General features: G+C 63.9%; 23 protein-coding genes and 1 pseudogene. 11 read left to right on the top strand and 13 right to left on the bottom strand.

Annotated features, from left to right (window positions below):
• Positions 1-14 precede the first annotated feature (14 nt).
• The gene (locus DIE08_RS10110; RefSeq protein ID WP_124901789.1) at positions 15-569 is read right to left on the bottom strand and encodes an NADPH-dependent FMN reductase; all 555 of its coding nucleotides are present in this window, start codon (positions 567-569) and stop codon (positions 15-17) included.
• Positions 570-942: 373 nt separating this feature from the next.
• Here DIE08_RS10110 and DIE08_RS10115 point away from each other — a divergent pair, with 373 nt between their 5' ends.
• Together DIE08_RS10115 and DIE08_RS10120 are read left to right on the top strand one after the other, a co-directional pair.
• A complete protein-coding gene (locus tag DIE08_RS10115) occupies positions 943-1,539 on the top strand; it encodes an RNA polymerase factor sigma-70 (protein WP_124901790.1) in 597 nt (198 codons plus the stop codon).
• Positions 1,520-1,759 (top strand): zf-HC2 domain-containing protein, encoded by a 240-nt coding sequence (locus tag DIE08_RS10120; protein ID WP_124901791.1) that lies wholly within the window; start codon positions 1,520-1,522, stop codon positions 1,757-1,759. The genes DIE08_RS10115 and DIE08_RS10120 overlap by 20 nt, the downstream gene beginning before the upstream one ends.
• Positions 1,760-1,971: 212 nt before the next feature.
• Here DIE08_RS10120 and arsC read toward each other — a convergent pair whose 3' ends face one another.
• The gene (gene arsC, locus DIE08_RS10125) at positions 1,972-2,328 is read right to left on the bottom strand and encodes an arsenate reductase (glutaredoxin) (protein WP_059604814.1); all 357 of its coding nucleotides are present in this window, start codon (positions 2,326-2,328) and stop codon (positions 1,972-1,974) included.
• Between the two features lie 945 nt (positions 2,329-3,273).
• Here arsC and parA point away from each other — a divergent pair.
• Positions 3,274-3,936 carry a ParA family partition ATPase gene (parA, locus tag DIE08_RS10130; protein WP_040138954.1) on the top strand — a complete coding sequence of 221 codons (663 nt, stop codon included), beginning with the start codon at positions 3,274-3,276 and terminating at the stop codon, positions 3,934-3,936.
• A 23-nt stretch (positions 3,937-3,959) separates the two neighbouring features.
• Positions 3,960-5,021 carry a ParB/RepB/Spo0J family partition protein gene (locus DIE08_RS10135; protein ID WP_124901792.1) on the top strand — a complete coding sequence of 354 codons (1,062 nt, stop codon included), beginning with the start codon at positions 3,960-3,962 and terminating at the stop codon, positions 5,019-5,021.
• Between the two features lie 90 nt (positions 5,022-5,111).
• Here DIE08_RS10135 and DIE08_RS10140 read toward each other — a convergent pair whose 3' ends face one another.
• Complete coding sequence (locus DIE08_RS10140; protein WP_059604605.1) at positions 5,112-6,476, bottom strand: replication initiation protein; 1,365 nt, start codon at positions 6,474-6,476, stop codon at positions 5,112-5,114.
• Between the two features lie 1,816 nt (positions 6,477-8,292).
• Between DIE08_RS10140 and DIE08_RS10145 the strand changes: the two genes are divergently transcribed.
• On the top strand, positions 8,293-9,474 hold the full coding sequence (locus tag DIE08_RS10145) for a DNA-binding protein (protein WP_124901793.1): 1,182 nt from the start codon (positions 8,293-8,295) through the stop codon (positions 9,472-9,474).
• A gap of 139 nt (positions 9,475-9,613) precedes the next feature.
• Here DIE08_RS10145 and DIE08_RS10150 read toward each other — a convergent pair whose 3' ends face one another.
• The 3 genes from DIE08_RS10150 to DIE08_RS10160 form a co-directional block, all read right to left on the bottom strand.
• Entirely contained in the window at positions 9,614-10,627 is a 1,014-nt protein-coding gene (locus tag DIE08_RS10150; protein ID WP_124901794.1) for a tyrosine-type recombinase/integrase, read from the bottom strand.
• A 102-nt stretch (positions 10,628-10,729) separates the two neighbouring features.
• Positions 10,730-11,107 (bottom strand): DUF2471 family protein, encoded by a 378-nt coding sequence (locus DIE08_RS10155; RefSeq protein WP_059604597.1) that lies wholly within the window; start codon positions 11,105-11,107, stop codon positions 10,730-10,732.
• Positions 11,108-11,237: 130 nt separating this feature from the next.
• Complete coding sequence (locus DIE08_RS10160) at positions 11,238-11,849, bottom strand: helix-turn-helix domain-containing protein (protein WP_040138960.1); 612 nt, start codon at positions 11,847-11,849, stop codon at positions 11,238-11,240.
• A 161-nt stretch (positions 11,850-12,010) separates the two neighbouring features.
• Between DIE08_RS10160 and DIE08_RS10165 the strand changes: the two genes are divergently transcribed.
• Positions 12,011-13,210, top strand: a complete 1,200-nt coding sequence (locus DIE08_RS10165; protein ID WP_124901795.1) for a glycine C-acetyltransferase — start codon at positions 12,011-12,013, stop codon at positions 13,208-13,210.
• 13 nt (positions 13,211-13,223) lie between these two features.
• Positions 13,224-14,252, top strand: a complete 1,029-nt coding sequence (tdh, locus tag DIE08_RS10170) for an L-threonine 3-dehydrogenase (protein WP_059529060.1) — start codon at positions 13,224-13,226, stop codon at positions 14,250-14,252.
• A gap of 524 nt (positions 14,253-14,776) precedes the next feature.
• On the opposite strand, the gene DIE08_RS10175 is transcribed toward tdh, so the two are convergent.
• Both DIE08_RS10175 and DIE08_RS10180 read right to left on the bottom strand, forming a co-directional pair.
• Positions 14,777-15,178 (bottom strand): hypothetical protein, encoded by a 402-nt coding sequence (locus DIE08_RS10175; protein ID WP_124901796.1) that lies wholly within the window; start codon positions 15,176-15,178, stop codon positions 14,777-14,779.
• Positions 15,175-15,813 (bottom strand): GNAT family N-acetyltransferase, encoded by a 639-nt coding sequence (locus tag DIE08_RS10180; protein ID WP_059604589.1) that lies wholly within the window; start codon positions 15,811-15,813, stop codon positions 15,175-15,177. The genes DIE08_RS10175 and DIE08_RS10180 overlap by 4 nt, the downstream gene beginning before the upstream one ends.
• Positions 15,814-16,004: 191 nt before the next feature.
• Here DIE08_RS10180 and DIE08_RS10185 point away from each other — a divergent pair, with 191 nt between their 5' ends.
• Positions 16,005-16,619 (top strand): TetR/AcrR family transcriptional regulator, encoded by a 615-nt coding sequence (locus tag DIE08_RS10185; protein ID WP_124901797.1) that lies wholly within the window; start codon positions 16,005-16,007, stop codon positions 16,617-16,619.
• A 55-nt stretch (positions 16,620-16,674) separates the two neighbouring features.
• Positions 16,675-17,154, top strand: coding sequence for a nuclear transport factor 2 family protein (locus DIE08_RS10190; RefSeq protein WP_059604582.1), 480 nt, complete (start codon positions 16,675-16,677; stop codon positions 17,152-17,154).
• Between the two features lie 443 nt (positions 17,155-17,597).
• On the opposite strand, the gene DIE08_RS10195 is transcribed toward DIE08_RS10190, so the two are convergent.
• Entirely contained in the window at positions 17,598-18,683 is a 1,086-nt protein-coding gene (locus DIE08_RS10195; protein ID WP_124901798.1) for a tartrate dehydrogenase, read from the bottom strand.
• 117 nt (positions 18,684-18,800) lie between these two features.
• Between DIE08_RS10195 and DIE08_RS10200 the strand changes: the two genes are divergently transcribed.
• Complete coding sequence (locus DIE08_RS10200) at positions 18,801-19,724, top strand: LysR substrate-binding domain-containing protein (protein WP_175816307.1); 924 nt, start codon at positions 18,801-18,803, stop codon at positions 19,722-19,724.
• 168 nt (positions 19,725-19,892) lie between these two features.
• On the opposite strand, the gene argC is transcribed toward DIE08_RS10200, so the two are convergent.
• Positions 19,893-20,831, bottom strand: a complete 939-nt coding sequence (gene argC, locus DIE08_RS10205; protein WP_124901800.1) for an N-acetyl-gamma-glutamyl-phosphate reductase — start codon at positions 20,829-20,831, stop codon at positions 19,893-19,895.
• Positions 20,832-20,949: 118 nt separating this feature from the next.
• Here argC and DIE08_RS10210 point away from each other — a divergent pair, with 118 nt between their 5' ends.
• The gene (locus tag DIE08_RS10210) at positions 20,950-21,834 is read left to right on the top strand and encodes a LysR family transcriptional regulator (protein WP_124901801.1); all 885 of its coding nucleotides are present in this window, start codon (positions 20,950-20,952) and stop codon (positions 21,832-21,834) included.
• Positions 21,835-21,910: 76 nt separating this feature from the next.
• Here DIE08_RS10210 and DIE08_RS10215 read toward each other — a convergent pair whose 3' ends face one another.
• From DIE08_RS10215 to DIE08_RS10225, 3 genes and pseudogenes are all read right to left on the bottom strand, one after another.
• Positions 21,911-22,375: a hypothetical protein gene (locus tag DIE08_RS10215; protein WP_059604569.1), complete on the bottom strand. Its 465-nt coding sequence runs from the start codon at positions 22,373-22,375 to the stop codon at positions 21,911-21,913.
• Positions 22,376-22,435: 60 nt separating this feature from the next.
• The gene (locus tag DIE08_RS10220; protein ID WP_185633855.1) at positions 22,436-23,653 is read right to left on the bottom strand and encodes a patatin-like phospholipase family protein; all 1,218 of its coding nucleotides are present in this window, start codon (positions 23,651-23,653) and stop codon (positions 22,436-22,438) included.
• Positions 23,654-23,782: 129 nt separating this feature from the next.
• Positions 23,783-23,892, bottom strand: a pseudogene (locus tag DIE08_RS10225) (3-hydroxybutyrate dehydrogenase); the annotation flags it as partial.

Consider the following 23,892-nt stretch of genomic DNA (forward strand, 5'->3'; position numbering starts at 1 on the left):
GAAGGGGATGGCGATCAGGCCGCCTTCAGCACGCGCACCCAGTCGGCGTAGCGATCGACGAAACCCTGCAGGAACTTGCGGGTGTCCTCGCTGACGATCTGCCCCTCGTCGTCGATGCGCGCCGGGTCATGCTTGATGAACATTTCCGGCTGCCCGAGCATCTTCACGTCGAGATACGCGAGCACGTTGCGCAGGTGCTGCTGCGCGAGCGCGGTACCGACCGCGCCCGGCGACGTGCCCAGCACGGCGCCCGGCTTGCCGGACCACGAGTTGTGACCCCACGGGCGCGAGCCCCAGTCGAGCGCGTTCTTCAGCACGCCCGGGATCGAACGGTTGTATTCGGGCGTGACGAACAGCAGCGCGTCGGCCGCTTCGATCGACTGCTTGAAGCGCTTCGCGACTTCCGGAAAATCCGTGTCGTAGTCCTGGCTGTACAGCGGCAGTTCGCCGATCTCGACGAATTCGAAAGAGAAATCGGCGGGGGCGAGCGAGATTGCGGCGTGCGCGAGCGCGCGGTTCCAGGAACCGCGACGCAGGCTGCCGACGACGACTGCAACACGATAGGACATGGCTTTCTCCTTCCGGTGAGTGAGGAATCGGATCGATTGATTCCGAACAGGCAAAAAAGGTCTGTTTATAGGCAAGCCAGCCCGCGAGCCGTCCCACGGGGCAAACCAGCCGACTTTCCACAAGGTTTTCCACAGAAATTGTGGATAACTTGACCGTTATGATCTGATGTTACAGAACGCCCGCGTCGCGATTTCGCAACGCGCGACGCGGGGCTCCGGAAAGCATAGCGCAGCGCGCCGACCGGCTTCATGAATTCGTGACGGAACATCCATTGCGGCGCGGCGTCTCGCCCAGTAAGCTGCTCGCACCGCGATGCGCCCGCCCGGTGGCGCGCACACCATCGCCTCCGCTTCGTAAGGCTCCCGATCCGCCATGCCGTCCGCATACGACGACCCTGCCTATCTCGCGCAACTGCGCCGCGACCTGTTGCGCTTCGCACGACTCCAGCTACGCGATGCCGATGCGGCCGAGGATGCCGTGCAGGAAGCGCTGACCGCTGCATGGACGCATGCGGGCGAGTTCGCGGGACGGTCGGCCCACAAGACCTGGGTATTCGGCATCCTGCGCAACAAGCTGATCGACATTCTGCGTTTACGGCAGCGGACGGTCAGTCTGTCCGCACTCGATGCGGAGCTCGACGGCGAATCCGTGCTCGATCGCGAGTTGTTCAAGGAAAACGGGCACTGGGCCGCGCACACGAAGCCGCGACCGTGGGCGGGCCCCGAAACGCTGTTGCGGCAACAGCAGTTCTGGACGCTGTTCCAGGCCTGCCTCGACCATCTGCCGGAACACATCGGACGCGTGTTCATGATGCGCGAATTCCTCGACGTCGAGATTGACGACATCTGCAGCGAACTTACGTTGACGACGAATCATTGCAGCGTGCTGCTGTATCGGGCGCGCACGCGCCTGCGCACCTGCCTGAGCGAAAAAGGACTGACGACCGAAGATGCTGCTGGGGAAATGTAAAGACGTGACGCGACTGCTCTCGGATGCGCTCGACCGAGCGTTGACGCTCCATGAGCGCATGCAGGTGCACGTGCATCTGCCGGCTTGCAGTGGATGCCGCGCATATCGCGAGCAGATCGCGCTGCTGCGAACGGCGGCGCATGCGGCAGCGGGGCGGGGGACAGGGGATGAAGCGGGGGGTGATGCGGATGAATCGTCGGGCGACGGGCGAGAGGGCTAGGTTGCCGATGTCGATCCGTGGTGACGCGTTGCAGTTGGCGATGTCGTTGTTGACGTCGTAGGTCGACGCTCGAGGCAGCTCGCGGGGCGCGCGTCGAATACGGGCTGTCCGCTGCGCGGCGTCGGAGGTGGTTGGCGATTGCGAATGCTGTCGGTCGATCCCGGCGCGCTCGCACCGGGATGATTCGATAAGAAAAATACGTCGAACTAAAATTATTCGAACAGCGCCCGCACCGACTCGGGCGGGCGGCCGATGGCTGCCTTACCTCGATACACGACGATCGGACGCTGCAGCAAAATCGGATGCGCCGCAATCGCTTCGTAGGCCTCCGCGTCCGTCAGATTCGCACGGGCCAGATCCAGCGTCTTGTACGGCTCCTCGCCTTCGCGAAGCATGTCGCGCACCGGGCGCCCAAGCTGACGATGCAGCGCTTCCAGTTCCTCGACCGTCGGCGGCGTCTTCAGGTACTCGACGACGTTCACCGGCGTGCCAGTGGTGTTCAGCGTCTCGATCAGTGCAAGTGTCTCGCGGGACTTCGAGCAGCGGGGGTTGTGGTAGATCGTGATCATCGTTCGGGCCTGCATGAGAAAGGCCCGTATTGTAGCCAGTCTGGTTGCGGGTGTTTCGGCGGGATGTCTGCGCACGGGAGGAAGGGGGATTGGAGTCTCGGTGTGGCATGCAGAGAGCGTGCGTTGCGCCGACGAGCGCGCAGCCGGCTTGATGCGTTTATGCGCATAAAGTGCGGTGCATGGGAAATTTCCGAGGCCTTCTTCGTCGGCGAATAGCCCGGGGGATAAGCTCATCGTCATGCCGTGGTGCCGGCGCCGACACAGAGCCACCGCATGTTTCCGTCGCGGGGTTTATGCGCATAAAGCTATCGCGTGCCTGGGTGGAGACGACCGCTGATATCGCGGTCGGCCCGGACACTTCGATGCCCCCGAACGATCATCAGCGCAATATGCGATGGCGTCCGGGGCATCGCCGTACGGTTGTCCTTATGCATGTCTGCCGACCGTGCGACCGTTGATATCGGCAGAGCCGCTCGATCGTTTATGCGCATAAACACAGCGGGGGACGGCCAGCACGCTTCGTCACTGAACATGGCACGTATGCACCGCATCGGCCTGAGCCGCGCGGCGTTCGTCATCGGAGTGGGGCGCGCGAGCGAGGACTCAGACTCGCCGATGCTCTCCAATACCGCCGAAGTTTATGCGCACAAACTCCCCGACACCAAGGCAGCAGCCCCCTTCAATGATCGAAAGGGCAGCACCGATACATTGCGCCGATCAGCGTGCCGAACGTGAGACCGAAGCCGCCCGCCGTCACGACTATCTCCGTTCATCCTCCAACGCAGTAACCTCGCGTCCACCGGTGCCAGCCATCCGGCATCACCCGCTCGTTTATGCGCATAAACCAATAGCCCGAATGGCTAACGCGTAGTTGGCGAACGACAATTTCATTGAAATATAAATATCGTCCTGTAGAATTCCAACGACCAAAAACAGGAGTGAAAATTGGCCGCGGAAATCATTGCAGTCACTCAACAAAAAGGTGGCGTCGGCAAAAGCACGATTGCCATGCACCTCGGCGCGGCATTCCATGAGAAAGGGAAGCGCGTCCTCGTCATCGACGCAGACGGTCAAAACACTTTGGTTCACTGGTCGAGCGCATCCGGTGACAGCGACGCCGGCATCCCGTTCCCGGTCGTCAACCTCGCCGAAGCCGGCGGCCAGATCCATCGCGAAATCAAGAAGTTCATCAACGACTACGACATCATCGTCGTCGATTGCCCGCCGTCGATCACCGAGAAGGTCTCCGGCGTCGTGCTGCTGGCCGCATCGATCGCCGTGATCCCGACTTCGTCGTCGCCGGCCGATTACTGGTCGAGCGTTGGGCTGGTCAAGCTGATCCAGCAGGCGCAGGTGATGAACGAGGACCTCCGCGCCGTCTTCCTGCTGAACAAGACGGAAGAGAAGCGCATGCTGACCCGCGAGCTCAAGCGCGCACTCGAGGAACTCGGCTTCCCGTTGCTGAAGACGCAAATCCCGACCCGGGAAGCGTACAAGCAGGCGATGGCGCTCGGTCAGACCGTGCTGCAGATGAACGATCGCGGCGCCAAGCTGGCCGCTGCGGAAATCCGCGCATGTGCCGACGAAATCGTCGCCATGCTGCCCTGACTTTATGCGCATAAAGGAGTCGCATGAAACCCTCCCAATTTGCAAAAGGATTCCAGGCGCGCCCGGATATCACGACGAGCGAGAAGCGCACGGCGCTTGATCGGCTGAATGCCATCGATGGCATCGTCAAATCCGAGACGGCCACGCCGGCCTCGACGAAGTCCGCCAAGAAGGACATCGCGCCGCCGCCGGCACCGGACGTCCTGCTCGATCCGCCGACCGATGAGTCACCGCAATATCGCGCGTGGCGCCTCGAGAACCGCTATGCGCCCGGCCAGGTGATCGAGCTGTCGCTGAAGGCGATCAAGCATAGCCCGTTCAACCCGCGGCACTTCTATCTGAAGTCGTCGATTGCCGAACTCGCGGTCAACATCGCGAAGCAAGGGCAGCAGCAGGCGATCCATGTGATTCCGGACTACGACAATCCGGGTTCGTATTTCGTCAGCGACGGCGGCCGTCGTGTGCGTGCGTTGAAGGAAGCGAACAAGGAGTCGGTGAAGGCGATCGTGATCGACGTGCCGATCGGAATCCAGAGCTACAAGCTCGGCTACGACCTGAACGTGCAACGCGATTCGCAGACGGTGTTCGACAACGCCGTCGTATGGCGCCGCTTCCTCGACGACAAACATTTCCAGAGTCAGAAGGAACTGTCCGAGCATCTCGGCCTCGACGAGTCGACGGTCGCGGTTGCGCTGTCGATCGGCAAGCTGCCGGAAAGCGTGATGCAGGAGATGGTCGCACGCCCCGATCGCTTCGGTTCGAACATGGCGTATCAGGTCGGCCGTTATCACAATGCGCGCGGCACCGAGGCGACGCTGCGGCTGATCAACAAGATCGTGTCCGACGATCTCAGCACGCGCCAGGTGTCGGACATCGTCAAGGGCCGCGTCGCGGCACAGGAAACGCCGAAGCCGGCGGGCCGCCAGCGCTATGCGCAGCGTCTCGAGATCAAGCTCGGCGGCAAGTCGGTCGGCGACCTGAAGTCGTATGGCGAAGACCGCATCGAACTGCGCCTGCGCGGCCTCCCGAAGGACAAGCGCGACGCAATCCTCGAGCAGCTCGAGCGGATGCTGTTGTCGGACTGATGGAAATGGCCGACAGGGCCTGGCGAGGCGCCGGGCCCGCCGGACGGGAGGGCGGCCGGCGACGGCCCGTCAGAGGGACCTGAACGGGCCTCAGGCGGCCCGGGATTGATTCAGCGTGAACGACAGCAGGTCGCCGTCGGTCGGCTCGCCCCAGGTTTTCTGGGCAAGCCAGTCGAAAAAGGCCGTCTCGGCCAGCTTCGAATCGAGACCGCGCTTGCGCCAGTCGTCGCGCAGGTGCGAGCCCATCGTCGGCAACACTTCCGACTCGAACGACTCGCGCGCCACTTCGCGCTCCGCGTCGCCCTGCTCCTCGTACAACACCTTCGCTTCCTTGCGGCGGAACGCCGCGAATTCGCTCAACAGACGTGCCTTCAGATCGTCCGGCTGCGCCGAAACGGCCTTCGCGGCAGGCGCGCCGGAAGGCAGCGCGTCGACGGACTCGACCGGCGGCGCATAACCCTTCTTCAGCGCGTCCTTGAACAACGCGGGCGCACTGCGCACCGGCGGCAGCGTCGTGCTGCGCATCCGCTGCTCGGTCATCTGCAGCGCGGCGCGAATCCGGTTCTCCTCGCTGTCCGCGTAGAGCGTCTGCGCTTCCTTGAGCGGAATCCCGAGCTTCACCATCCGGTCGACCAGCGTGCTGTCGAACACGTTCGGATGCTCGTCGAGCGCGAGCATCGGCTGCTTGCGCTCGGTCACGCGGAACTGGATCTCCGCGACCCGCCGCCCTTCCCGATGCTCGATCAGCTCGACGAAAATGTTGGTGACCGCATTGACCTCTGCGATCGCCGGACGCAGGTAGTCCCGCTTGAAGTACTTGTACTCGCGCTTCGCCTCGTCGCCGGCTTCCGTATCGGGCGTGCCCGACAGGATCGGACGCCACCATTCCCACGGCTCGCGCATCGTCAGATGGCTCGGGTTCGTCAGGTAACGCACGCAGATTTCGTAGAGCGCAAGACCAGCGCTGCTGCGCAGCTGGCTCTGGAACTGCAGGCTCAGACGCGCGTACTGGACCGGGTCGAGCAGCTTCTTCTTGATCTTCGGTGCAAATGAAAATTCGACCCACACGCGGCGCGTGGCCGGATCCTCAAGAATTTCGGCATCGGCGATCAGTGTCGAGATCCCCCACTTGCGGCCCGGCTTCTGGCTCGACGTCCCCGAGCTCCATTCGACCTGGACCGACACCATACGGCGCAGGTGTTCCTTCACCAGCGCGGTGTCGTTCGAATCGAAGGCGGAGTTGGCGACGATGTCCGACAGCAGCGCGCGATAGGTATCGCCCGAGTCGTCGGCCTGCTGCGCGACGGCGAGCAGGACGTTGAACAGCTTGCGGGTCAGGAGCGTGATCTTGCCGCTCTTCGGCTGAATTGCGATCGCCTCGACGGCCTTACGCAATTCGGCTGAACTGGCACTCACCACATCCACATCGGTTTTCTTGGCGCGCTTCGTGGCCATGCGTCAGGTCGGAGGAGAAGTTTCACGGAAGGATAGCGCCTGTGGTGATATGCGTCCAGAACGACATGCTCACCATAGCCGGTGAAGCGCACGTGCAAAACGGCACTCACCCCAACCCTCTCCCGAAAACCCTCACCGGTCCGGATTTAAAGCGTTTCGGACTCGTCCAGACGTGTCGCGGGATGCGCGGATTCACAGATTTTTGCCTGTGCTCGATACGTGCGAAATTTGCTCCCGTATCGGCTCACCTTTCGATTTGTCGTAATTTTACGACTGCACTTCCGGGTCCTCGTCACAGGGTCGCCACTGGCTGTCACGGCATCGAGCGGACAGGCCCGCAACGCCCTGTATGCATGTACAGGCTCGTCTGCCGGGGCGACCGCGACCGGTGTCCGGAAACCCGCGCCGAAGAGGGACTCCGCGACGTCGATCGAAACCGTTTCAACGGCCCGGGCGCGCATTGTACAGCGCACAGAAACCATTCAGTCCCGAAAATTCTCACCTTATCGGCTCGAAATTCTGTGACCCTGATATCGACGAATCCCCGACACACGCGGGATCAGCAGCCAGAGGCTCCCGAAAAACCTCACCTTGACGACAAAAACGGCATTCCAACGGATGCGGAAGCGACTCCCGAAAAATCTCACCGTAACCGCCGCGGTATCAAAAATGTCAATGACATCCGATACTTATGTACGTCAGGCGTTCCGCTGTGTCCGGCGACCATCTCCCGAAAAACCTCACCTTTACGGTGTTCGGGCGGACGCGACAGCCGTGTGCCGATTCCCGAAAAATCTCACCTGTGCCAAAAAGTGGCACAGGGAAAATCAGATTTCCGCCAGTCCCGGTGGGCTTTTCAGCGAATTCGCCCCGCTCCGGATCCCGGAAAGCCTCACCTTTGACCAATTCTTGAGCAAATAGCGCTCCTGAAAAACCTCACCTGTAAGACATCCGACGGCCTGTGATCCATGCCCCGAAAAAGCTCACCTTATCGGCATCCGGGCAGGAAAACCCGCATTTCGCTCCCGAAAAGCCTCACCTTTTGGGCCTCACAGGCTCCACAGGGCACTTTTGCTGTGCAAAATGACGGTCGATTCCCGGAAATCCTCACAGCAAATCCCTGTGGAGTCCCGTGAAACCTCACCTTTCCCGAAAACTGCCCAAAAGATGGGCAGAATGGGGGCGCGAAGAAGGTCCCGCAAATGCTCACCCATGTCTGCACAGGCAGAAAACTGTGCGTTCAGGCACAGCATGGGTTCCGTGGCTGTGTGGCCCCGAAAAACCTCACCTTTGGGAAATCTCGTGTTTCACTGTGATCCCGAATCCGCTCACGACCTTTCCTGCATCGGCTCACGCAGATCCCTGAATCCCATCACTTCAGCTCCCGCAGAAGATCACCTTGGTTCCCGTAAAACTTCACCTTGTCGGTCGGAAAGCCTTGCTACATAAGGCTGTGCCGTGGCGTTAACGTTTTTAACTAAGGGTTCAAGGGTGTTTACTTCTAATACTCTCAAGACATCCGTCATCGAGTTTTCCACAGAGACCCCAACCCCAGAACACCGGCCGGCTACGATGACGCCTGGCATGTGAAACAAATGCACTTTTTCGGGGCCTACCCGAAAACGCTTCCAGAACAAAGACTTGCCTTGTTTTCTTCGCTTTGTTTCACGGAATCGAAGTGCTGGTTCGTCCGGATTGGCTCACAGCCCAGATTTCCGTGCACAGCGATGTAAATTCACCACGCTGTGCGAAAACAAGTATCAAAAAATACGTATTTCGTTATGATCGCAACATGTCAATGTCTGCGAGTCCTCCCATGACGCTGGATGAAATGCGTGGAGTCATCCGAGAAGAACTGGAATCGCTTCGTGCGAGCGGCGCGCGCCGCCAGGAGTTGTCGCTGCATGCGTGCAAGCGGTTGTTCTTCGATCTCGGTATCCGACCATCGGCTGCCAACGTTCGCGACCTGACCCAGACCGGCAGCGCCAGCGACATTCCGAAGGACATCGATCATTTCTGGGAACGAATCCGTTCCGCCTCGAAAATCCGGCTCGACGGTGCGGCGATCCCGAAAGCGGTCGAGGAAAAGGCAGGCTCATTGCTCGGAGCGCTATATGAAGAGGCGTTGAAAGCGGCCAGGGAAAGCCTCGATGTCGATCGCGAACAGGTTCGCGCCTGCATGGCGGATGCGGAACAGCGGCTGCGCGACGCAACGGTTCGCCAGGAAACCCTAGAGGGCGCACTGACGCGCAGCGAAACCCGCAACGAGCAACTGCAGGCGCGTGTGACCGAGCTCGAGGTGCAGCTGGCCTCGCAATCGACGCACGGTTCGGCAAACGAGGCGACGCTGCTCACCACAGTCGGTCGACTTGAAAAGGAGCTGGCTGTCATGGCTGCCCGTGTCGACGCGGAGCAGACGCAGAACGCGACGCTGCGCGACCGCATCGACACGCTCCAGGCCGAATTGCAGCAGCGTACCGAACACTATGCGCAGCAGATCAAGGATGCCGTGGCCGAAGCCGAGCGCCGCGTCAAACCAATGCTGGTCGAGCTGGACTCGCTGCGCAGCATGGCGTCGAGCTACCAGAGCGGCCTGCGCGACGTGCAGCGCAAGGAATTCGATTTTCTTCAGCAGCTGAGTTCGGCCAAGGCCCGCGCGGACCGGCTCGAGGAACAGCTGCGCACCCAAAGCGACGAATTGGACCGTGCGACACGCGACGTGAACACGCTGCGCGCGAGCCGCGGGATGAATCCGGAGATTTCCGCGCTGATCCGGCGCTTGGCCGATGCAGGTCAGCTCGATGCGGATGCGTTTTCCGCGATCGGGACGTCACTGGACCATGAGATTCCGGTGCCGACCCAGTGCCCGCACTGCGACGGCGAACCGGAATTGTCGCAGGGCGACGACGGGTTCGAAGTGTCTTGCCCCGAATGCGAACATGCGTCGGGGCCCTGGCCTTCCCGATTCGAAGCGGTCGCGCGCTTTACGCGCGACTGACGTGTCGCCCGGCACAGGGATCGCACAGGTGAGGAAATTCGGGACGCGTGAGGTGAGGTTTTACGGGAGCTGTGAAACGGTGAGGCTACGCCGCACAGGGCTGCTCACGGATCATGCCGCGTGAGCAGCCGGGTCGGCATCAGTGAGTTTCGTCCTGCTCGGACGCGTCACCATTCGCGAGATCATCGCGCCAGTTTTTCCATGCGCGATGAAGGCGGTTCGACGAGATCGGCCGCATGAAGCCGAGCCATTTGCCGACCCGCTCGGGTGGCACGTCGTGCTCGAACAGTTCGGCAGCGTAAGTGTTGCGCAGCGTTTGCGGGCTCGCGCGCGCGGTGCGTGACGACGTGAGCCCCGCGGATTCAACGATTGCATCGATCGCGCGCAGCATCGTCGCCTTGTGCATCGGCCGCCCGGCGTGCGATGCCGGAAACACGAGCTCGCCCGGAATCTCCTGGCGCTTGCGTTCCACGAGCCATGCTTCGAGCAACGCGATCGCGAACGAGGCCAGATGGGTTTCGCGCGCGAAATCGGGATGTGTCGACGGGATCTGCAGCGACGTTCCGCTTGCATTGATGCAACTAATCGTAAGCGCGCGTGCTTCGCCGGTTTTCACGCCGGCCCCGAGAAATGCGGCGACGAGCGCGCGGTCACGCCGCTCCTTCCAGTATGCGGAGCCAGATACGCCAATCGGCGAAAACAGGTAGGCCAGCAACTTCGCGCGTTCGGCCGGTGTCAGGAAACCGGTCGGCTCGTTGTCGCGTGCCTGACGCCAATCCGCTTCGCCATCCTGAGCAATGAAGCGGGCCGGGTTGGTGGACGCGATCTCGGTGCGCCGGATGTGGTCGAGCACGCGTTCGATCAGCCTCAAATAGCGCATTCGCTGCGTTTTTCGTATGGGAAGCTCGCTGACGAAATTCGCGATCGTTGCGGTATCGACCGTGGCCAGGTTTTTCTGATGTGCACGTAGCCACGCGAGAAAGGCGCCCCATTGTGCGCGGTAGACGTCGGCCGACGAACGGCGGTAGTCCTGCATGGCAAGCCATGCGTCGAACGCGGCTTCGGGCGAGATGATCCAGTCGGACGCACCACGGTCGAACAGATCCTTTTCTTCCGGGCGTGCGGGCGTGTCGGAGGGGGTGGGAAGGGACATGTTGTTTATTCCGTTAGTTGCGTATATGGTAGCCCTATCCGCAACGTGGCGGGCAGCAGGATGCGGGAGCCGGCCGCCGTGCCGAACGGCCAGGGCCTTATGTCAGTCACCCCACGCCTTGGATGGGCGATGAATGCGCTCGCTGGGTGCCGCTTCCTGCGATCTGGCCGCCGCTTCATACGCGAGAACCGCGAACGAGAAGACAGCGGGTAGCGCATTCGATCGTCCGAAATCGATCGGATCATCCGTTTCGGGAAAAGTCATGTCCGACGGCCGTTCGAACAGCTGGCGCATGCCGGCTTCGTGCCGACTGGCAAACCCGAGATCCGCGAGTGCCTCGGCTTCGATGGCGTGCAGCAGGCGCCACGACAGCGGGACGCGCTGATGGATGTAGCGCCCGGCTATATGGCGCACAATCAACTCGAGGTCGTGCGCGGCAGCCTTGAAGCTGAGCGCGGCCAAATCTTGTTCTTCTGTCATCGCAGGCTCCTGTCGACCGGAGCGGGCGCCTCGGTGCGGCGGCCCCGGCCAATGCATGGCGGAATGTCCGTATACTGTACAAACATACAGTGTTTTCCGCAACTGGCCTTTCGGCCAGCTATTCGCATCGTCAGCGATGAATCACGATCAGTAGTGCGCGCGCTTCCGCCTTGCCGGGATTGCGGATGGCGTGAGGCGTGTCGGCCGGGTAGCGCGCGGTATCGCCCGCTTTCAGGCGTCGGCTCGCCGCCGCGGCTTCGATTTCCATCGCGCCCTGGAGCACGGTGAGGTGCTCGCGCGTGCCGGGTTCGTGCGCGTTCGACACGAGCGCGCCGCCGCCCGGCAGCGTCAGTTCGTACCACTCGAACTTGCCGGCCAGGTCGATCGGGCCCCATACGCGCAATTGATAGCGGCCGTCGTGGCCGGCGAGCGTCGGGATGTCGTGCGGGCCATCCACGCGGATCGTCTCCGGCGCTTTCGGTTGCGAGAACAGTTCGTCGAGCGTGATGCCGAGCGCGTTCGTGAGCCGCCATGCGACCGCGATCGTCGGATTGGCCTTGTCGCGCTCGATCTCGGAGAGCATCGACTTCGATACGCCGGCTGCGCGCGACAGGTCGTCGAGGGTCAGCTTGCGCTCGTTGCGCAGTCGCTGGATTTGCTCGCCGACGCGCGGCGGCGTCACGCCCGGCGGCTGCGGTGCGGCGCCGGCAGGCGTGCGCCGCGACGCGGAGGAACTTGCCATTTGGTTTCCGTTCGCTTAGAGTTGTTCGGTATTTCGAATTCTAGTTCGGAATATCGGATAAATGCGGTCAACCGAACGACCGACTATAACAGTAGCAGGCCGTTGCGCAGCCGCCACGAGCGGCGCGCGGCGGATTGCGAATCCCTGTCAGGAGCTTTGCGATGCGTGATGCCTTTCTCGCCCAGGTGCGCGGGACGCTCGACCAGATCCGCGCGGACGGTTTTTACAAGACCGAGCGCGAGATCGCGAGTCCCCAAGCGGCGGCCGTGCGGCTCGCCAGCGGTGCCGGCGTGCTGAATTTCTGCGCGAACAACTATCTCGGTCTGGCGAACGATCGGCGCCTGATCGCCGCGGCGCAGGCCGGTCTCGACCAGGACGGCTTCGGCATGGCGTCGGTGCGCTTCATCTGCGGCACGCAAACCGTGCACAAGCAACTCGAAAGCGCGTTGGCGTCGTTTCTCGGCACGGAAGACAGCATCCTCTATTCGAGCTGCTTCGATGCGAACGGCGGCCTGTTCGAGACGCTGCTCGACGAGAACGACGCAGTGATCAGCGACGAGCTGAACCACGCGAGCATCATCGACGGTATCCGCCTCTGCAAGGCGAAGCGTTTCCGTTACAAGAACAACGATCTCTCCGATCTCGAGGCGAAGCTGAAGGAAGCCGACGCAGCGGGCGCGCGCCACAAGCTGATCGCGACCGACGGCGTGTTCTCGATGGACGGCATCATCGCCGACCTGAAAGGCATCTGTGACCTCGCCGATCGTTACGGCGCGCTCGTGATGGTCGACGATTCGCACGCGGTCGGCTTCATCGGCGCGCATGGCCGCGGCACGCCCGAGCACTGCGGCGTCGATGGTCGCATCGACATCATTACCGGCACGCTCGGCAAGGCGTTGGGCGGTGCATCGGGCGGCTATGTCGCGGCCCGCCGCGAGGTCGTCGAATTGCTGCGCCAGCGTTCGCGCCCGTACCTGTTCTCGAACACGCTGACGCCGAGCATTGCCGCGGCGTCGCTGAAGGTGCTGGAACTGCTCGGCAGCGAGGAAGGGGCGAAGCTGCGCGAACGTGTGCGCGAGAACGGCGTGCGTTTCCGCGAGCAGATGACCGCCGCGGGTTTCACGCTCGTGCCCGGTGCGCATCCGATTATCCCGGTGATGCTCGGCGACGCGCAGCTTGCAACCAACATGGCCGACAAGTTGCTCGAAGAAGGCGTCTACGTGATCGGCTTCTCGTTCCCGGTCGTGCCGCGCGGTCGCGCACGCATCCGCACGCAGATGAGCGCCGCGCATACGCCTGAACAGATCGATCAGACGGTCGCCGCGTTCGTGCGCGTCGGCAAGTCGGTCGGCATCGTCTGACGGAGGCGCGACCATGAAAGCACTGGCAAAGCTCGAGCGCGGCCCGGGCCTCACGCTCACGCGCGTGAAGCGCCCCGAAGTCGGACACAACGACGTGCTGATCAAGATTCGCCGCACGGCGATCTGCGGCACCGACATCCATATCTGGAAGTGGGACGACTGGGCGCAGAAGACGATTCCCGTACCCATGCACGTCGGCCACGAATACGTCGGGGAGATCGTCGAGATGGGGCAGGAAGTGCGCGGCTTCGCGATCGGCGACCGCGTGTCCGGCGAAGGCCACATCACATGCGGCTTCTGTCGCAACTGTCGTGCCGGCCGCCGGCATCTGTGCCGCAACACGGTCGGCGTCGGCGTGAATCGAGAGGGCGCGTTCGCCGAGTATCTGGCGATTCCCGCGTTCAACGCGTTCAAGATTCCGCCCGAGATCTCCGACGATCTCGCGTCGATCTTCGATCCGTTCGGCAACGCGACGCACACGGCGCTGTCGTTCAATCTCGTCGGCGAGGACGTGCTGATCACGGGCGCGGGCCCGATCGGCATCATGGCCGTCGCGATCGCGAAGCACGTCGGCGCGCGCAACGTCGTGATCACCGATATCAACGACTACCGGCTCGAACTCGCGCGCAAGATGGGCGCGACGCGCGCGGTCAACGTCGCACGCGAGTCGCTGCGCGACGTGATGGCCGACCTGCACATGACGGAAGGCTTCGACGTCGGCCTCGAGATGTCGGGCGTGCCGAGCGCGTTCACCAGCATGCTCGAGGCGATGAATCACGGCGGCAAGGTTGCGCTGCTCGGCATTCCGCCCGCGCAGACGGCGATCGACTGGAACCAGGTGATCTTCAAGGGGCTCGAGATCAAGGGCATCTACGGGCGCGAGATGTTCGAGACCTGGTACAAGATGGTCGCGATGCTGCAAAGCGGCCTCGATCTGTCGCCGATCATCACGCATCGTTTTGCAGCCGACGATTACGAGCAAGGCTTCGCCGCGATGCTGTCCGGTGAAAGCGGCAAGGTGATCCTCGACTGGACGGTCTGAGTGCCGGTGGGGCGGCTCGGCGCGTTTGCCGAGTGCCCCGTTCGTGTCGGCATGAGCGTTTGTCGAGGCAGGGCGGCTTCGACGAACGCGTGAGGTGAGATTATTCGGGAGCTGTTTGCGTGCCGCATGATGGCTCGATCGTGCCTTCGTGTGACGCGCAGGCGAAGAATTCAACGACGGCACCGCGTTTTTTCTTGACGATATGAGGGCGATCGCGCTTCGCTGCCGCAGCACGTATCGATGACATGCAATCACGCATGCATCTCACTCGTCAGCGTCGCGCTCCCGCCCGCACTCTCGCGTCGCTCGGCGCGAGTGTCTCTTCCTGCCCTTCCGTTTCGTTTGCCGCGCCTGAATAGCGCCGCTCTGTCGCACCGCCCGCCTGGGCCACGGTCTTGCCGTGCTTTCGTGACAGCACGTCACCACGCAACGCCGTCACGGCGCCTTCTTGATGCGTGAGCCGATCAACGACGTGCGAACTCACCTGTCCGCCTGCCAGGCCGCATTGATTGGTGCGCTTCCCGCTACCTGATGCGCTCACCGTTCAACCACCGCGGTTCGAGTTGCAGACTCAACACGACGAGCCAGCGTTTCGGGCATTGCGGTGCGATCTCGATCAGTTCGCCATGCTCACCGGACACCGTCACGAGCCCACGCTTCGACGCATGCCGATACGCGCGGGATGCGTCCGCCTGAAGCCAGAAGCTGACGAGCGCGCACGTGACGAAGCGGAACAGCAGCAACGTCGCGGCTTCCGGTGCGTAGCCGACCGCGACGAGCAGGGCGTCGAACACGAGCGTCAGAGTTTGCGTGACCGCGATCGTGACGACCGTCAGCTTCACCAGCCCGCGCATGCGCAGCGCTGCCCGCGTGCGGGCATGCCTCAGTGCGAGCCGCGCACGATCGTCGTCGGCTTCGTGTTTCATGACGCCGCTCCGGCACGCCGCTCGACGTGGATCGACGTCATGTCGGATGCAGGTATCCGCCCGTCCGATACGCCAACGGCCTTGCACAGGATCGCGCTGTCATAGCTGTGTCCTGCAAACCGCATCACGTCGATCAACTGAAACCCTTCGCGTCGATAGAAGTCGACGAGCCGGACAGCCGCATGCGGCGCATCAAGCGCGAGGTGCGTCGCGCCACGCGCGGCCGCGCGCCGTTGCGCGAACGCGAGCAGCGCACGGCCGATGCCGCGATCCTGCCAGACCGGATCGACGGCCAACTGGCCGAGCGTCGCGACGCGTCGGCTGCGGTACGGATCGCACCGCGAATCGGGATCGTGCGGCTGCATCGTGATCGTCGCGACCAGATGCCCGTTACCGAGCGCGACGAAACACTCGCCGGTGAGCATGCGTTCGCGCGTCTCCGACGCCGGCTGGTCGACACCGGGACAGTTGAAGCCTGCGGCGCCGAGCGGCGCGTACGCGCGATGCAGCAACGCGGTAAGCGATTCATACGAATCGCTGGACGGATCGAAACGCCGTACGACGACGCGGCCATCGAGCCGCTTCGCATAAGCCGCATAGGCACGCTTGGCGCGTGCGGATTCCGGTCGCTGCATGATGTCCTTTCGGCCAGACGGGGTGACCGAAGTGTAGTGAGCACCCTGCGCCAGCTTCAAGAAAAAATGTCGTAAACGCCGCCTGCGATGCGCTGCCCGCCACCGAAACCATGCGGCGTTCGGCCCTTCCGACGGCAGGGCCTTTTCACATGGGTGTTGACGATGGAGAACGATCGTTCTACCGTAAACCCATGAACACACATGATGACTTCTCCGGCGAACCGGCCGTTCGCGATCGACTGCTCGACGCGGCCGAAGCGCTGATCTACTCGGGCGGCATCCACGCCACGGGTGTCGATGCGATCGTGAAGCGATCCGGTGCCGCGCGAAAGAGTTTTTATTCGCAGTTCGAATCGAAGGAGGCGCTGGTTGTCGCCGCCCTCGAGCGACGCGACGAGCGCTGGATGCGCTGGTTCGTCGACGCCACGCTGGCGCGCGGCAAGTCGCCGCGTGCGCACTTGCTCGGCATGTTCGATGTGCTGCGCGACTGGTTCTCGCAACCCGATTTTCACGGCTGCGCGTTCCTGAACGCGTCCGGCGAGATTGCCGACGCCGACGATCCGATACGCGTCGTCGCGCGTATGCACAAGGCGCGCTTGCTCGCGTTCGTACGCGAGCGGCTCGACGCGTATGCCGACGACGCCGGCATCGAGCGCCGCGGCCTGGCTCGCATCGCGCGCCAATGGCTGGTGCTGATCGACGGCGCGATCGGCGTCGCGCTCGTCAGCGGCGAAGCGACCGCGGCGCGCGATGCGCGCGCAACCGCCGAGCTCTTGCTCGAAACGGTGTCTCGAGCGTCGAAGTAACGCGTCCCAACCGGCTGCGTTCGTGCGCAGCCCCAACCTTGAACAGGAGCATCCCATGTCCGCTTCCCCGGAAATTCGTCCGCCCGTTCCGCCCTTCACGCTCGATACGGCGCGCCAGAAAGTGCGTGCCGCGGAGGATGCGTGGAACACGCGCGACCCGCAGCGCGTCTCGCTTGCCTATACGCCGCAGAGCCGGTGGCGCAATCGCGCGGAGTTCGTGACGGGCCGCGACGAGATCGTCGGACTGCTGCAGCGGAAATGGACGCGCGAGCTCGACTACCGGCTGATCAAGGAGCTGTGGGCGTTCGGCGGCAATCGCATCGCGGTGCGATTCGCATACGAATGGCATGACGACGCCGGCAACTGGTTCCGCTCATACGGGAACGAAAACTGGGAGTTCGACGAAAACGGCTTGATGGCGCATCGCCACGCGAGCATCAACGACCTGCCGATTCGCGAAGCGGATCGCCTGTACCACTGGCCTCTCGGTCGCCGTCCGGACGATCATCCCGGTCTGTCCGATCTTGGGCTGTGACGTAGCACGATGGCGTCGCGTGGACGCGCGCTATTGGGCATCGAGCGTGACGCCTGTGCTCAACGGTGAGGGAATACGGGAGCCGCTGGTTGAGGTGAGCGTTTTCGGGAGAGGAGACATTTCGTGCGGGACGGTGTGATTCTTCACGCCCTGCATCTCACCGATCAATCTTCGCAGGAAACGGTGCGGTTGCACTGAGCGAAGCGTTGCTCGCATGCGGATCGAATGCGACATCGGCGGCGCACTTGCTGCATACATGCGTGGTGGTGAGATTCAATCGGTGTGTATCGATGTGCGATCCAACTCACCGTTCGTCATCGACATGCACGCATCCAGGCGTGCGCGTCGAAATCGGCGAAGGTGCGCGGCAGTCAGTCGTGCTGCTCACCCTTGAGCATGACATCGATCGAACACTTCCGAGCCGCGCGCCTTCGGACGTTCCGTCAGCCGGCGATCCGCGCCGCGATCGCCTCGCCCACTTCCTGCGTCCCCACCTGACCGCCGAGATCGCGCGTGCGCGGCCCGGTGCGCAGCACGTCCTCGATCGCCGCGACGATCGCATCGTGCGCCTCGCGTTCGCGACCCGCGCCGTTGCCGAGGAAGTCGAGCATCATCGCCGCCGACCAGATCATCGCGATCGGGTTCGCGACGTACTGGCCCGCGATGTCCGGCGCGGAGCCGTGCACCGGTTCGAACAGCGACGGAAACGTGCGATCCGGGTTCAGGTTCGCCGACGGCGCGATGCCGATCGTGCCCGTGCAGGCCGGCCCGAGGTCGGACAGGATGTCGCCGAACAGGTTCGACGCGACGACGACGTCGAAGCGGTCAGGCTGCAGCACGAAGCGCGCGCACAGGATGTCGATGTGCTGCTTGTCGACGGCGATCTCGGGATAGCGTTCGCCCATCTCGGCCGCGCGTGCGTCCCACCACGGCATGCTGATCGCGATGCCGTTGCTCTTCGTCGCGACGGTCAGGCGCTTCGCGCGGCGCTGCGCGAGCTCGAACGCGAACTTCAGCACGCGCTCCGTGCCGTGGCGCGTGAAGATCGACTGCTGCATCACCACTTCGCGCTCGGTGCCTTCGAACATCGTGCCGCCGACCGACGAATATTCGCCTTCGGTGTTCTCGCGCACGATCATGAAGTCGATGTCGCCTGCTTTGCGGCCGGCGAGCGGCGACGGCACGCCGTCGAACAGGCGCGCGGGCCGCAGGTTGATGTACTGGTCGAATTCGCGGCGGAATTTCAGCAGCGAACCCCACAGCGAAATGTGATCGGGCACCGTTGCGGGCCAGCCGACCGCACCGAACAAGATCGCGTCCATGCCCGAGAGCCGGGCCTTCCAGTCGTCCGGCATCATCTTGCCGTGCTGGGCGTAGTAGTCGCAGCTCGCCCAGTCGATCTGCTCGAACTGGAAACGGATGCCGAAGCGCGCCGTCACGGCGTCGAGCACGCGCAGGCCCTCGGGCATCACTTCACGGCCGATGCCGTCACCGGGGATGACGGCAATCTTGTACGTCTTGTCGCTCATGCAAGCCTCCTTGGCTGATCGGGCCGCCGGCAGCGTGCGCAGCGGTACACGATGCCATTTTATTTATTTCCATTCAGATTAAAATCGTGCGAAAGGTTAATCGACTTTCCACGAATCGTGAACAAATCGCCGAATCTCGACGACCTGCGCGTCTTCAGCCTGGTCGTCCGCCTGACGAGCTTCAGCGCGGCGGCCGAGCAGCTCGCGGTATCGCCCGCATATGTGAGCAAGCGCATCGCGCTGCTCGAGGCGCAGCTCGGCACGCGGCTGCTGCATCGCTCGACGCGCCGCGTGACGGTCACGGAGGCCGGCGAACGCGTGTTCGCGCGTGCCGAGAAGATTCTCGATGACGTCGACCATCTCGTCGAGGACGTGTCGACCACGCGCACGGTGCCGCGCGGCACGCTGCGTATCTCGAGCAGCTTCGGCTTCGGCCGTCATGTCGTCGCGCCGGCGTTGCTCGACTTCTCCGCGCGTTATCCGCAGCTGAACGTGCGGCTCGATCTGTTCGACCGGCTCGTCGACGTCGCGGGCGAAGGCTACGACCTCGACGTGCGCATCGGCGACGAGATCGCCGATCACCTGATCGCTCGCCGCCTTGCCGCGAACTATCGCGTGCTGTGCGCGTCGCCCGACTATCTCGCACGGCGCGGCACGCCGCGCACGCTCGCGGATCTCGCATCGCACGACTGCCTCGCGATCAAGGAGCGCGACCATCCGTTCGGCGTCTGGCGGCTGAACCTGCGCGGAGAAACGGCAACGGTGAAGGTCGGCGGCGCGCTGTCGACGAACCACGGCGAGGTGGCCGTGCAATGGGCGCTGGCCGGGCGCGGGATCGTGCTGCGCTCGATCTGGGAAGCGGGGCCGCTGATCGAACGCGGCGCGCTGCGTCGCGTGCTGTCGGACGTGATTCAGCCGGCGAACATCTGGGCTGTGTATCCGGAACGCGTCGCGGCTTCGGCGAAAGTGCGCGTGTGCGTCGATTTCCTCGCGGAGGCGCTTGCCGGGTTGAATGCCGCGGCGGGTGACGATGCGGCCTGAAATCGGCCAAAGGTGAGCTTTTACGGGGGCATGTAAGAAGCGTCGGCAGACGCCCGTTGACGGCTCGCAACCGCGTCGCGAGCCGGTAGCGTGCCGCAGGCACCGACGCACCGACGCACCGACGGCCGCGATGCGCCGGGCCGGCCGATGATGGTGGCCGCCTGGGGCTTACGCCGCTTTCGCCGCACCGAGCATCAGATCGAGGTTCTGCACGGCCGCGCCGGATGCCCCTTTGCCGAGATTGTCGAACACGGCGGACAGCAGCACCTGGCCGTGCTCGGCATTCACGAACACGCCAAGCCGCAGGTCGTTCGTACCGTTCAGCGCTTGCGGATCGAGATGCGTGATCGTGCGCGTATCCGCGAGCGGCGTGACCTCGACGTGGCGCGCGTCGGCGTAATGGTGCGCGAGACACGCATGCAGCAACTCACCGGTCACGCCGGCCGGGAGAAGGCGCAGCTCGATCGGCACGGTCAGCACGATGCCTTGCCGATAGGCGCCGTAAGCCGGCACGAACAGCGGACGATGCGCGAGCCCCGCGTGCAGCTGGATCTCGGGCACGTGCTTGTGCGCGAGCGCGAGGCCGTAGACCTGCAGCGGTTTCGTGCGTGCGGCCCCGTTCGATTCGAATTCGTCGACGGCGGTCCGGCCGCCGCCCGAGTAACCGGACACGGCATGGATGCTCGCCGGGTAGTCGCGTGGCAGCAGGCCAGCTTGTTGCAGCGGCCGGAGCAGGCCGATCGCGCCCGTCGGATAGCAGCCCGGATTGGTGACGCGCCGCGCGTGCGCGATCGTCTGCGCATGTCCGTGGACCATCTCGGGAAAACCGTAGACCCATTCCGGATCGGTGCGATGGGCCGAGCTCGCGTCGATCACGCGTACCGCCGAATTCCGGATGAAGCCGACCGCTTCGCGCGCGGCGGCGTCGGGCAGGCACAGAATCGCGATATCGGATGCGTTGATCGCTTCGCTGCGCCGCGCGGGGTTCTTGCGCTCGGCATCCGGCAGCGTGACGAGCCGCAGATCGGTGCGATCCCGCAGGCGCTCGTGGATCAGCAGTCCGGTCGTACCTTGGTCGCCGTCGATGTAGACAGTGGAGAGGCTCATGATGGTCGCGTTTCTCGCTTCGGACGTCGGGAAAGCCGTATCGTCCATCGAACGCCTAGAATAGGAAAAGTTGAATTTCCTGATTGCGAGATTCAGATTTTCTGAACGAGAGGTGGGAATGCGCGAGATCAGTCTGGATCGACTGCGTACGCTGGTCGCGATCGCCGACCAGGGATCCTTCGTGGCTGCCGCGCAACTGCTTCATCTTGCGCCGCCGACGGTCAGCCTTCATGTCGCCGAACTCGAAAGCCGCATCGGTGCGCCGTTGCTGTCGCGCACGCGCGGCAACGTGCAGCCGTCGACCATCGGTGCGGTGCTGGTGGAGCGGGCGCGCCGTCTGCTGGCCGAGGTCGAGTCGACTCTCGACGACCTGGAGCGACAAGTGCAGGGGCTGACCGGGCGCGTGCGTCTCGGCGCATCGACCGGGGCGATCGCCCATCTGTTGCCGCAGGCGGTGGCCCGGCTGCGCGAGCGGCATCCGGACATCGATGTTCAGATTGCCGTGCTCACGTCGCACGACACACTGGCGCGCATTGCGCAGGGCACGCTCGACGTCGGACTGGTGGCGTTGCCGCAGCCGGCGGTCGCGGGGCTCTCGATCCGCGCGTGGCGGCGCGATCCGGTGCTGGCCTTTCTGCCTGCGGACTGGCGGCTTCCGGCGCGTGTGACGCCGGCCTATCTGGCCGCGCGTCCGCTGATTCTTAACGATGCGACTACCCGCCTGTCGCGGCTCACCGCGGAATGGTTCGCGCTCGGTGGCCACCGCCCCGAGCCGCGCATCGAACTCAACTACAACGATGCGATCAAGAGTCTGGTCGCCGCAGGCTACGGCGCGACGCTGCTGCCGCACGAGGCGGGCGCCCCGTTGCCGGATGCACGCATCGTCATGCGGCCGCTGCGTCCGGCGTTGTGGCGCGAACTGGGCATCGCGCATCGGGCAGGCCCGGTCGAGCGGTCGACCCAGCACGTGCTCGACGCGTTATGGGCGCTCGGCGCGCGCTAGAAAGCAGCGGGCGTCATGCGCCGTGCGTCGTGCGTCGTGCGCGGCCGTGCCGGCGTCGGCACGCGGCAGTGGCCCGTTACAGCCGGCTATCCCTCGCGAGCATCAGCACGCGCGCCCAGCGCCGCGCATCGTGCTTGTCCATCATCGGCAGCTTCCATTCGCCGCGTGCGGCGTCACGCACACGCACGACCAGATGCCAGCGGCCGTCGATCGGCTCGGCTTCGCAGCCGTCGAGCTGCGACAACGTATAGCGGCCGTCCGCACCGTCGTGCGACAGCCACAGCAGCCCCTGCGTCGCTGACACGCGCACGTCGCCCCACTCGCGATGCACGACGTGGGTCCAGCCTTGTTCCTTCGCGTTCGGTGCGATGTCGCGACGGCGCTTGATCCACCACGCGATCAGCGCGATCAGGATCGCGGCGGCGAACAAGGCGGCCGCGATCGCGACCGGCTGGCCGAACTGCGCGGCGATGACGTGAAACAGATGAACCGCGCCCCATCCCACGGCGATGAGCGCGAACAGCGCAATGAAAATCGGCATGTCGAATCGGAAAGGAGGACGGACCGGCGCAGGCAGCGCGCCGGTCCGTCGCACGCGGCATTACCGGCGGCGGTGAATGTCGTGCGTGACGAAGCCTGCGTCGTTGGCGGGCAGCGCGAGGCCGTCCTTGACCGCGAGCGTCTTGCGGATGTCGTCGAGACCCGCGCTCCAGTGGTCGCGCATCGTCGACAGACCGAACTGATAGTCCTTGTAGTGGTGCTCGTACGCCTTCTGCTGATAGATCAGGTGCTGGATGTTGTACTTCTTCCCGCTCGACATCGCTTCAGCCTCTACGCACCACGGGTCGCTCTTGCGCTGCGCTTCCGGCACCTGCTCGAGCACGTGGCGCAGCACGTTGCGGTAGCGCTGTTCGCGCTGCAGCGTGTCGGTGACGAAACGCGTGCGGCTCGAATACTGCACGTCTTTCGTGCGTTCCGCGACGTCGGCCATCGTGCGGGGCAGCGGCCCGCGTGCGCTCCACAGGTCGACCTGGAACGCGAGCGTGTCGCGTCGCGGACGCGCGCTCAGCACTTCCATCAGCGGCGTGTTCGATACGACGCCGCCGTCCCAGTAGTATTCGCCGTCGATCTCGACCGGCGGGAACGCGGGCGGCAGCGCGCCGGACGCCATGAAGTGCTCGGGCGCGAGGCGGATGCGCGAGTTGTCGAAGTACACGAAGTTGCCCGTTCCGACGTTGACCGCGCCGACCGACACGCGCGTCTCGCCCGAGTTGATCCGGTCGAAATCGCACAGCCTGAGCAGCGTCGCGCGCAGCTGCGACGTGTCGTACCAGCTGATTTTTTCCGGATGATCGGACACGCCCGGCAGCGGCGGCGGCAAGCGCGGCACGAAGAAGCCCTGCTGGCCCTGCATCATCGCGCTCGCGGCCTGCGACGCGGTGAAGAACGTGCGGATCTGGTCGATGCTGTTGAACAGCGCGAACTCGAACGCGGCCGGAATTGCGGGAAAGAATGCCGGCTGGCAGATCGTTTCCCAGAATTCGCGCAGCCGCTCGACGCGATGTTCGGGCGCATTGCCGGCGATCAGCGCGGTGTTGAGCGCGCCGATCGAGATGCCGGCGATCCAGTCGAGCGGAACGCCCGCTTCGTGCAGCCCTTCGAACACGCCGGCCTGATACGCGCCGAGCGCGCCGCCGCCCTGCAGGACGAGCGCGATCGTTTCGTATGGCAGCGACCGCGCAGCGGCCGGCGCGCCGGCTTCGTGTTGCAGGTCCGCCGCATCGACGGCCTGCTTTTCTGTACGCGCGTGCGGTTTCATCAGTTGCTCCGAGAAATCCCGCCGTAGATGGCGGAGACGGATGGCATACCGTCGAGCGACGGTATGCCATCACGAGTCGTGAGAATGGACGTGGTGCGGGAATCGCCTCCCGTCCGGGAGGCGAGGACGTTACTGCATGAACCAGCCGTGGCTGACGACGAACGACTGGCCCGTGAGCGCGGCGCTCGGGAACGCCGACAGGAACAGCACCGTCTGCGCGACGTCCTGCACCGTCGTGA

The sequence above is a fragment of the Burkholderia sp. Bp9004 genome, from assembly GCF_003858025.1.
GTDB lineage: Bacteria > Pseudomonadota > Gammaproteobacteria > Burkholderiales > Burkholderiaceae > Burkholderia > Burkholderia diffusa.

Coding starts and splice junctions, on each gene's coding strand:
- DIE08_RS10110 (WP_124901789.1), bottom strand. CDS start 569: ATGTCCTATCGTGTTGCAGTCGTCGTCGGCAGCCTGCGTCGCGGTTCC.
- DIE08_RS10115 (WP_124901790.1), top strand. CDS start 943: ATGCCGTCCGCATACGACGACCCTGCCTATCTCGCGCAACTGCGCCGC.
- DIE08_RS10120 (WP_124901791.1), top strand. CDS start 1,520: ATGCTGCTGGGGAAATGTAAAGACGTGACGCGACTGCTCTCGGATGCG.
- arsC (WP_059604814.1), bottom strand. CDS start 2,328: ATGATCACGATCTACCACAACCCCCGCTGCTCGAAGTCCCGCGAGACA.
- DIE08_RS10135 (WP_124901792.1), top strand. CDS start 3,960: ATGAAACCCTCCCAATTTGCAAAAGGATTCCAGGCGCGCCCGGATATC.
- DIE08_RS10140 (WP_059604605.1), bottom strand. CDS start 6,476: ATGGCCACGAAGCGCGCCAAGAAAACCGATGTGGATGTGGTGAGTGCC.
- DIE08_RS10145 (WP_124901793.1), top strand. CDS start 8,293: ATGACGCTGGATGAAATGCGTGGAGTCATCCGAGAAGAACTGGAATCG.
- DIE08_RS10150 (WP_124901794.1), bottom strand. CDS start 10,627: ATGTCCCTTCCCACCCCCTCCGACACGCCCGCACGCCCGGAAGAAAAG.
- DIE08_RS10155 (WP_059604597.1), bottom strand. CDS start 11,107: ATGACAGAAGAACAAGATTTGGCCGCGCTCAGCTTCAAGGCTGCCGCG.
- DIE08_RS10160 (WP_040138960.1), bottom strand. CDS start 11,849: ATGGCAAGTTCCTCCGCGTCGCGGCGCACGCCTGCCGGCGCCGCACCG.
- DIE08_RS10165 (WP_124901795.1), top strand. CDS start 12,011: ATGCGTGATGCCTTTCTCGCCCAGGTGCGCGGGACGCTCGACCAGATC.
- tdh (WP_059529060.1), top strand. CDS start 13,224: ATGAAAGCACTGGCAAAGCTCGAGCGCGGCCCGGGCCTCACGCTCACG.
- DIE08_RS10175 (WP_124901796.1), bottom strand. CDS start 15,178: ATGAAACACGAAGCCGACGACGATCGTGCGCGGCTCGCACTGAGGCAT.
- DIE08_RS10180 (WP_059604589.1), bottom strand. CDS start 15,813: ATGCAGCGACCGGAATCCGCACGCGCCAAGCGTGCCTATGCGGCTTAT.
- DIE08_RS10185 (WP_124901797.1), top strand. CDS start 16,005: ATGAACACACATGATGACTTCTCCGGCGAACCGGCCGTTCGCGATCGA.
- DIE08_RS10190 (WP_059604582.1), top strand. CDS start 16,675: ATGTCCGCTTCCCCGGAAATTCGTCCGCCCGTTCCGCCCTTCACGCTC.
- DIE08_RS10195 (WP_124901798.1), bottom strand. CDS start 18,683: ATGAGCGACAAGACGTACAAGATTGCCGTCATCCCCGGTGACGGCATC.
- argC (WP_124901800.1), bottom strand. CDS start 20,831: ATGAGCCTCTCCACTGTCTACATCGACGGCGACCAAGGTACGACCGGA.
- DIE08_RS10210 (WP_124901801.1), top strand. CDS start 20,950: ATGCGCGAGATCAGTCTGGATCGACTGCGTACGCTGGTCGCGATCGCC.
- DIE08_RS10215 (WP_059604569.1), bottom strand. CDS start 22,375: ATGCCGATTTTCATTGCGCTGTTCGCGCTCATCGCCGTGGGATGGGGC.
- DIE08_RS10220 (WP_185633855.1), bottom strand. CDS start 23,653: ATGAAACCGCACGCGCGTACAGAAAAGCAGGCCGTCGATGCGGCGGAC.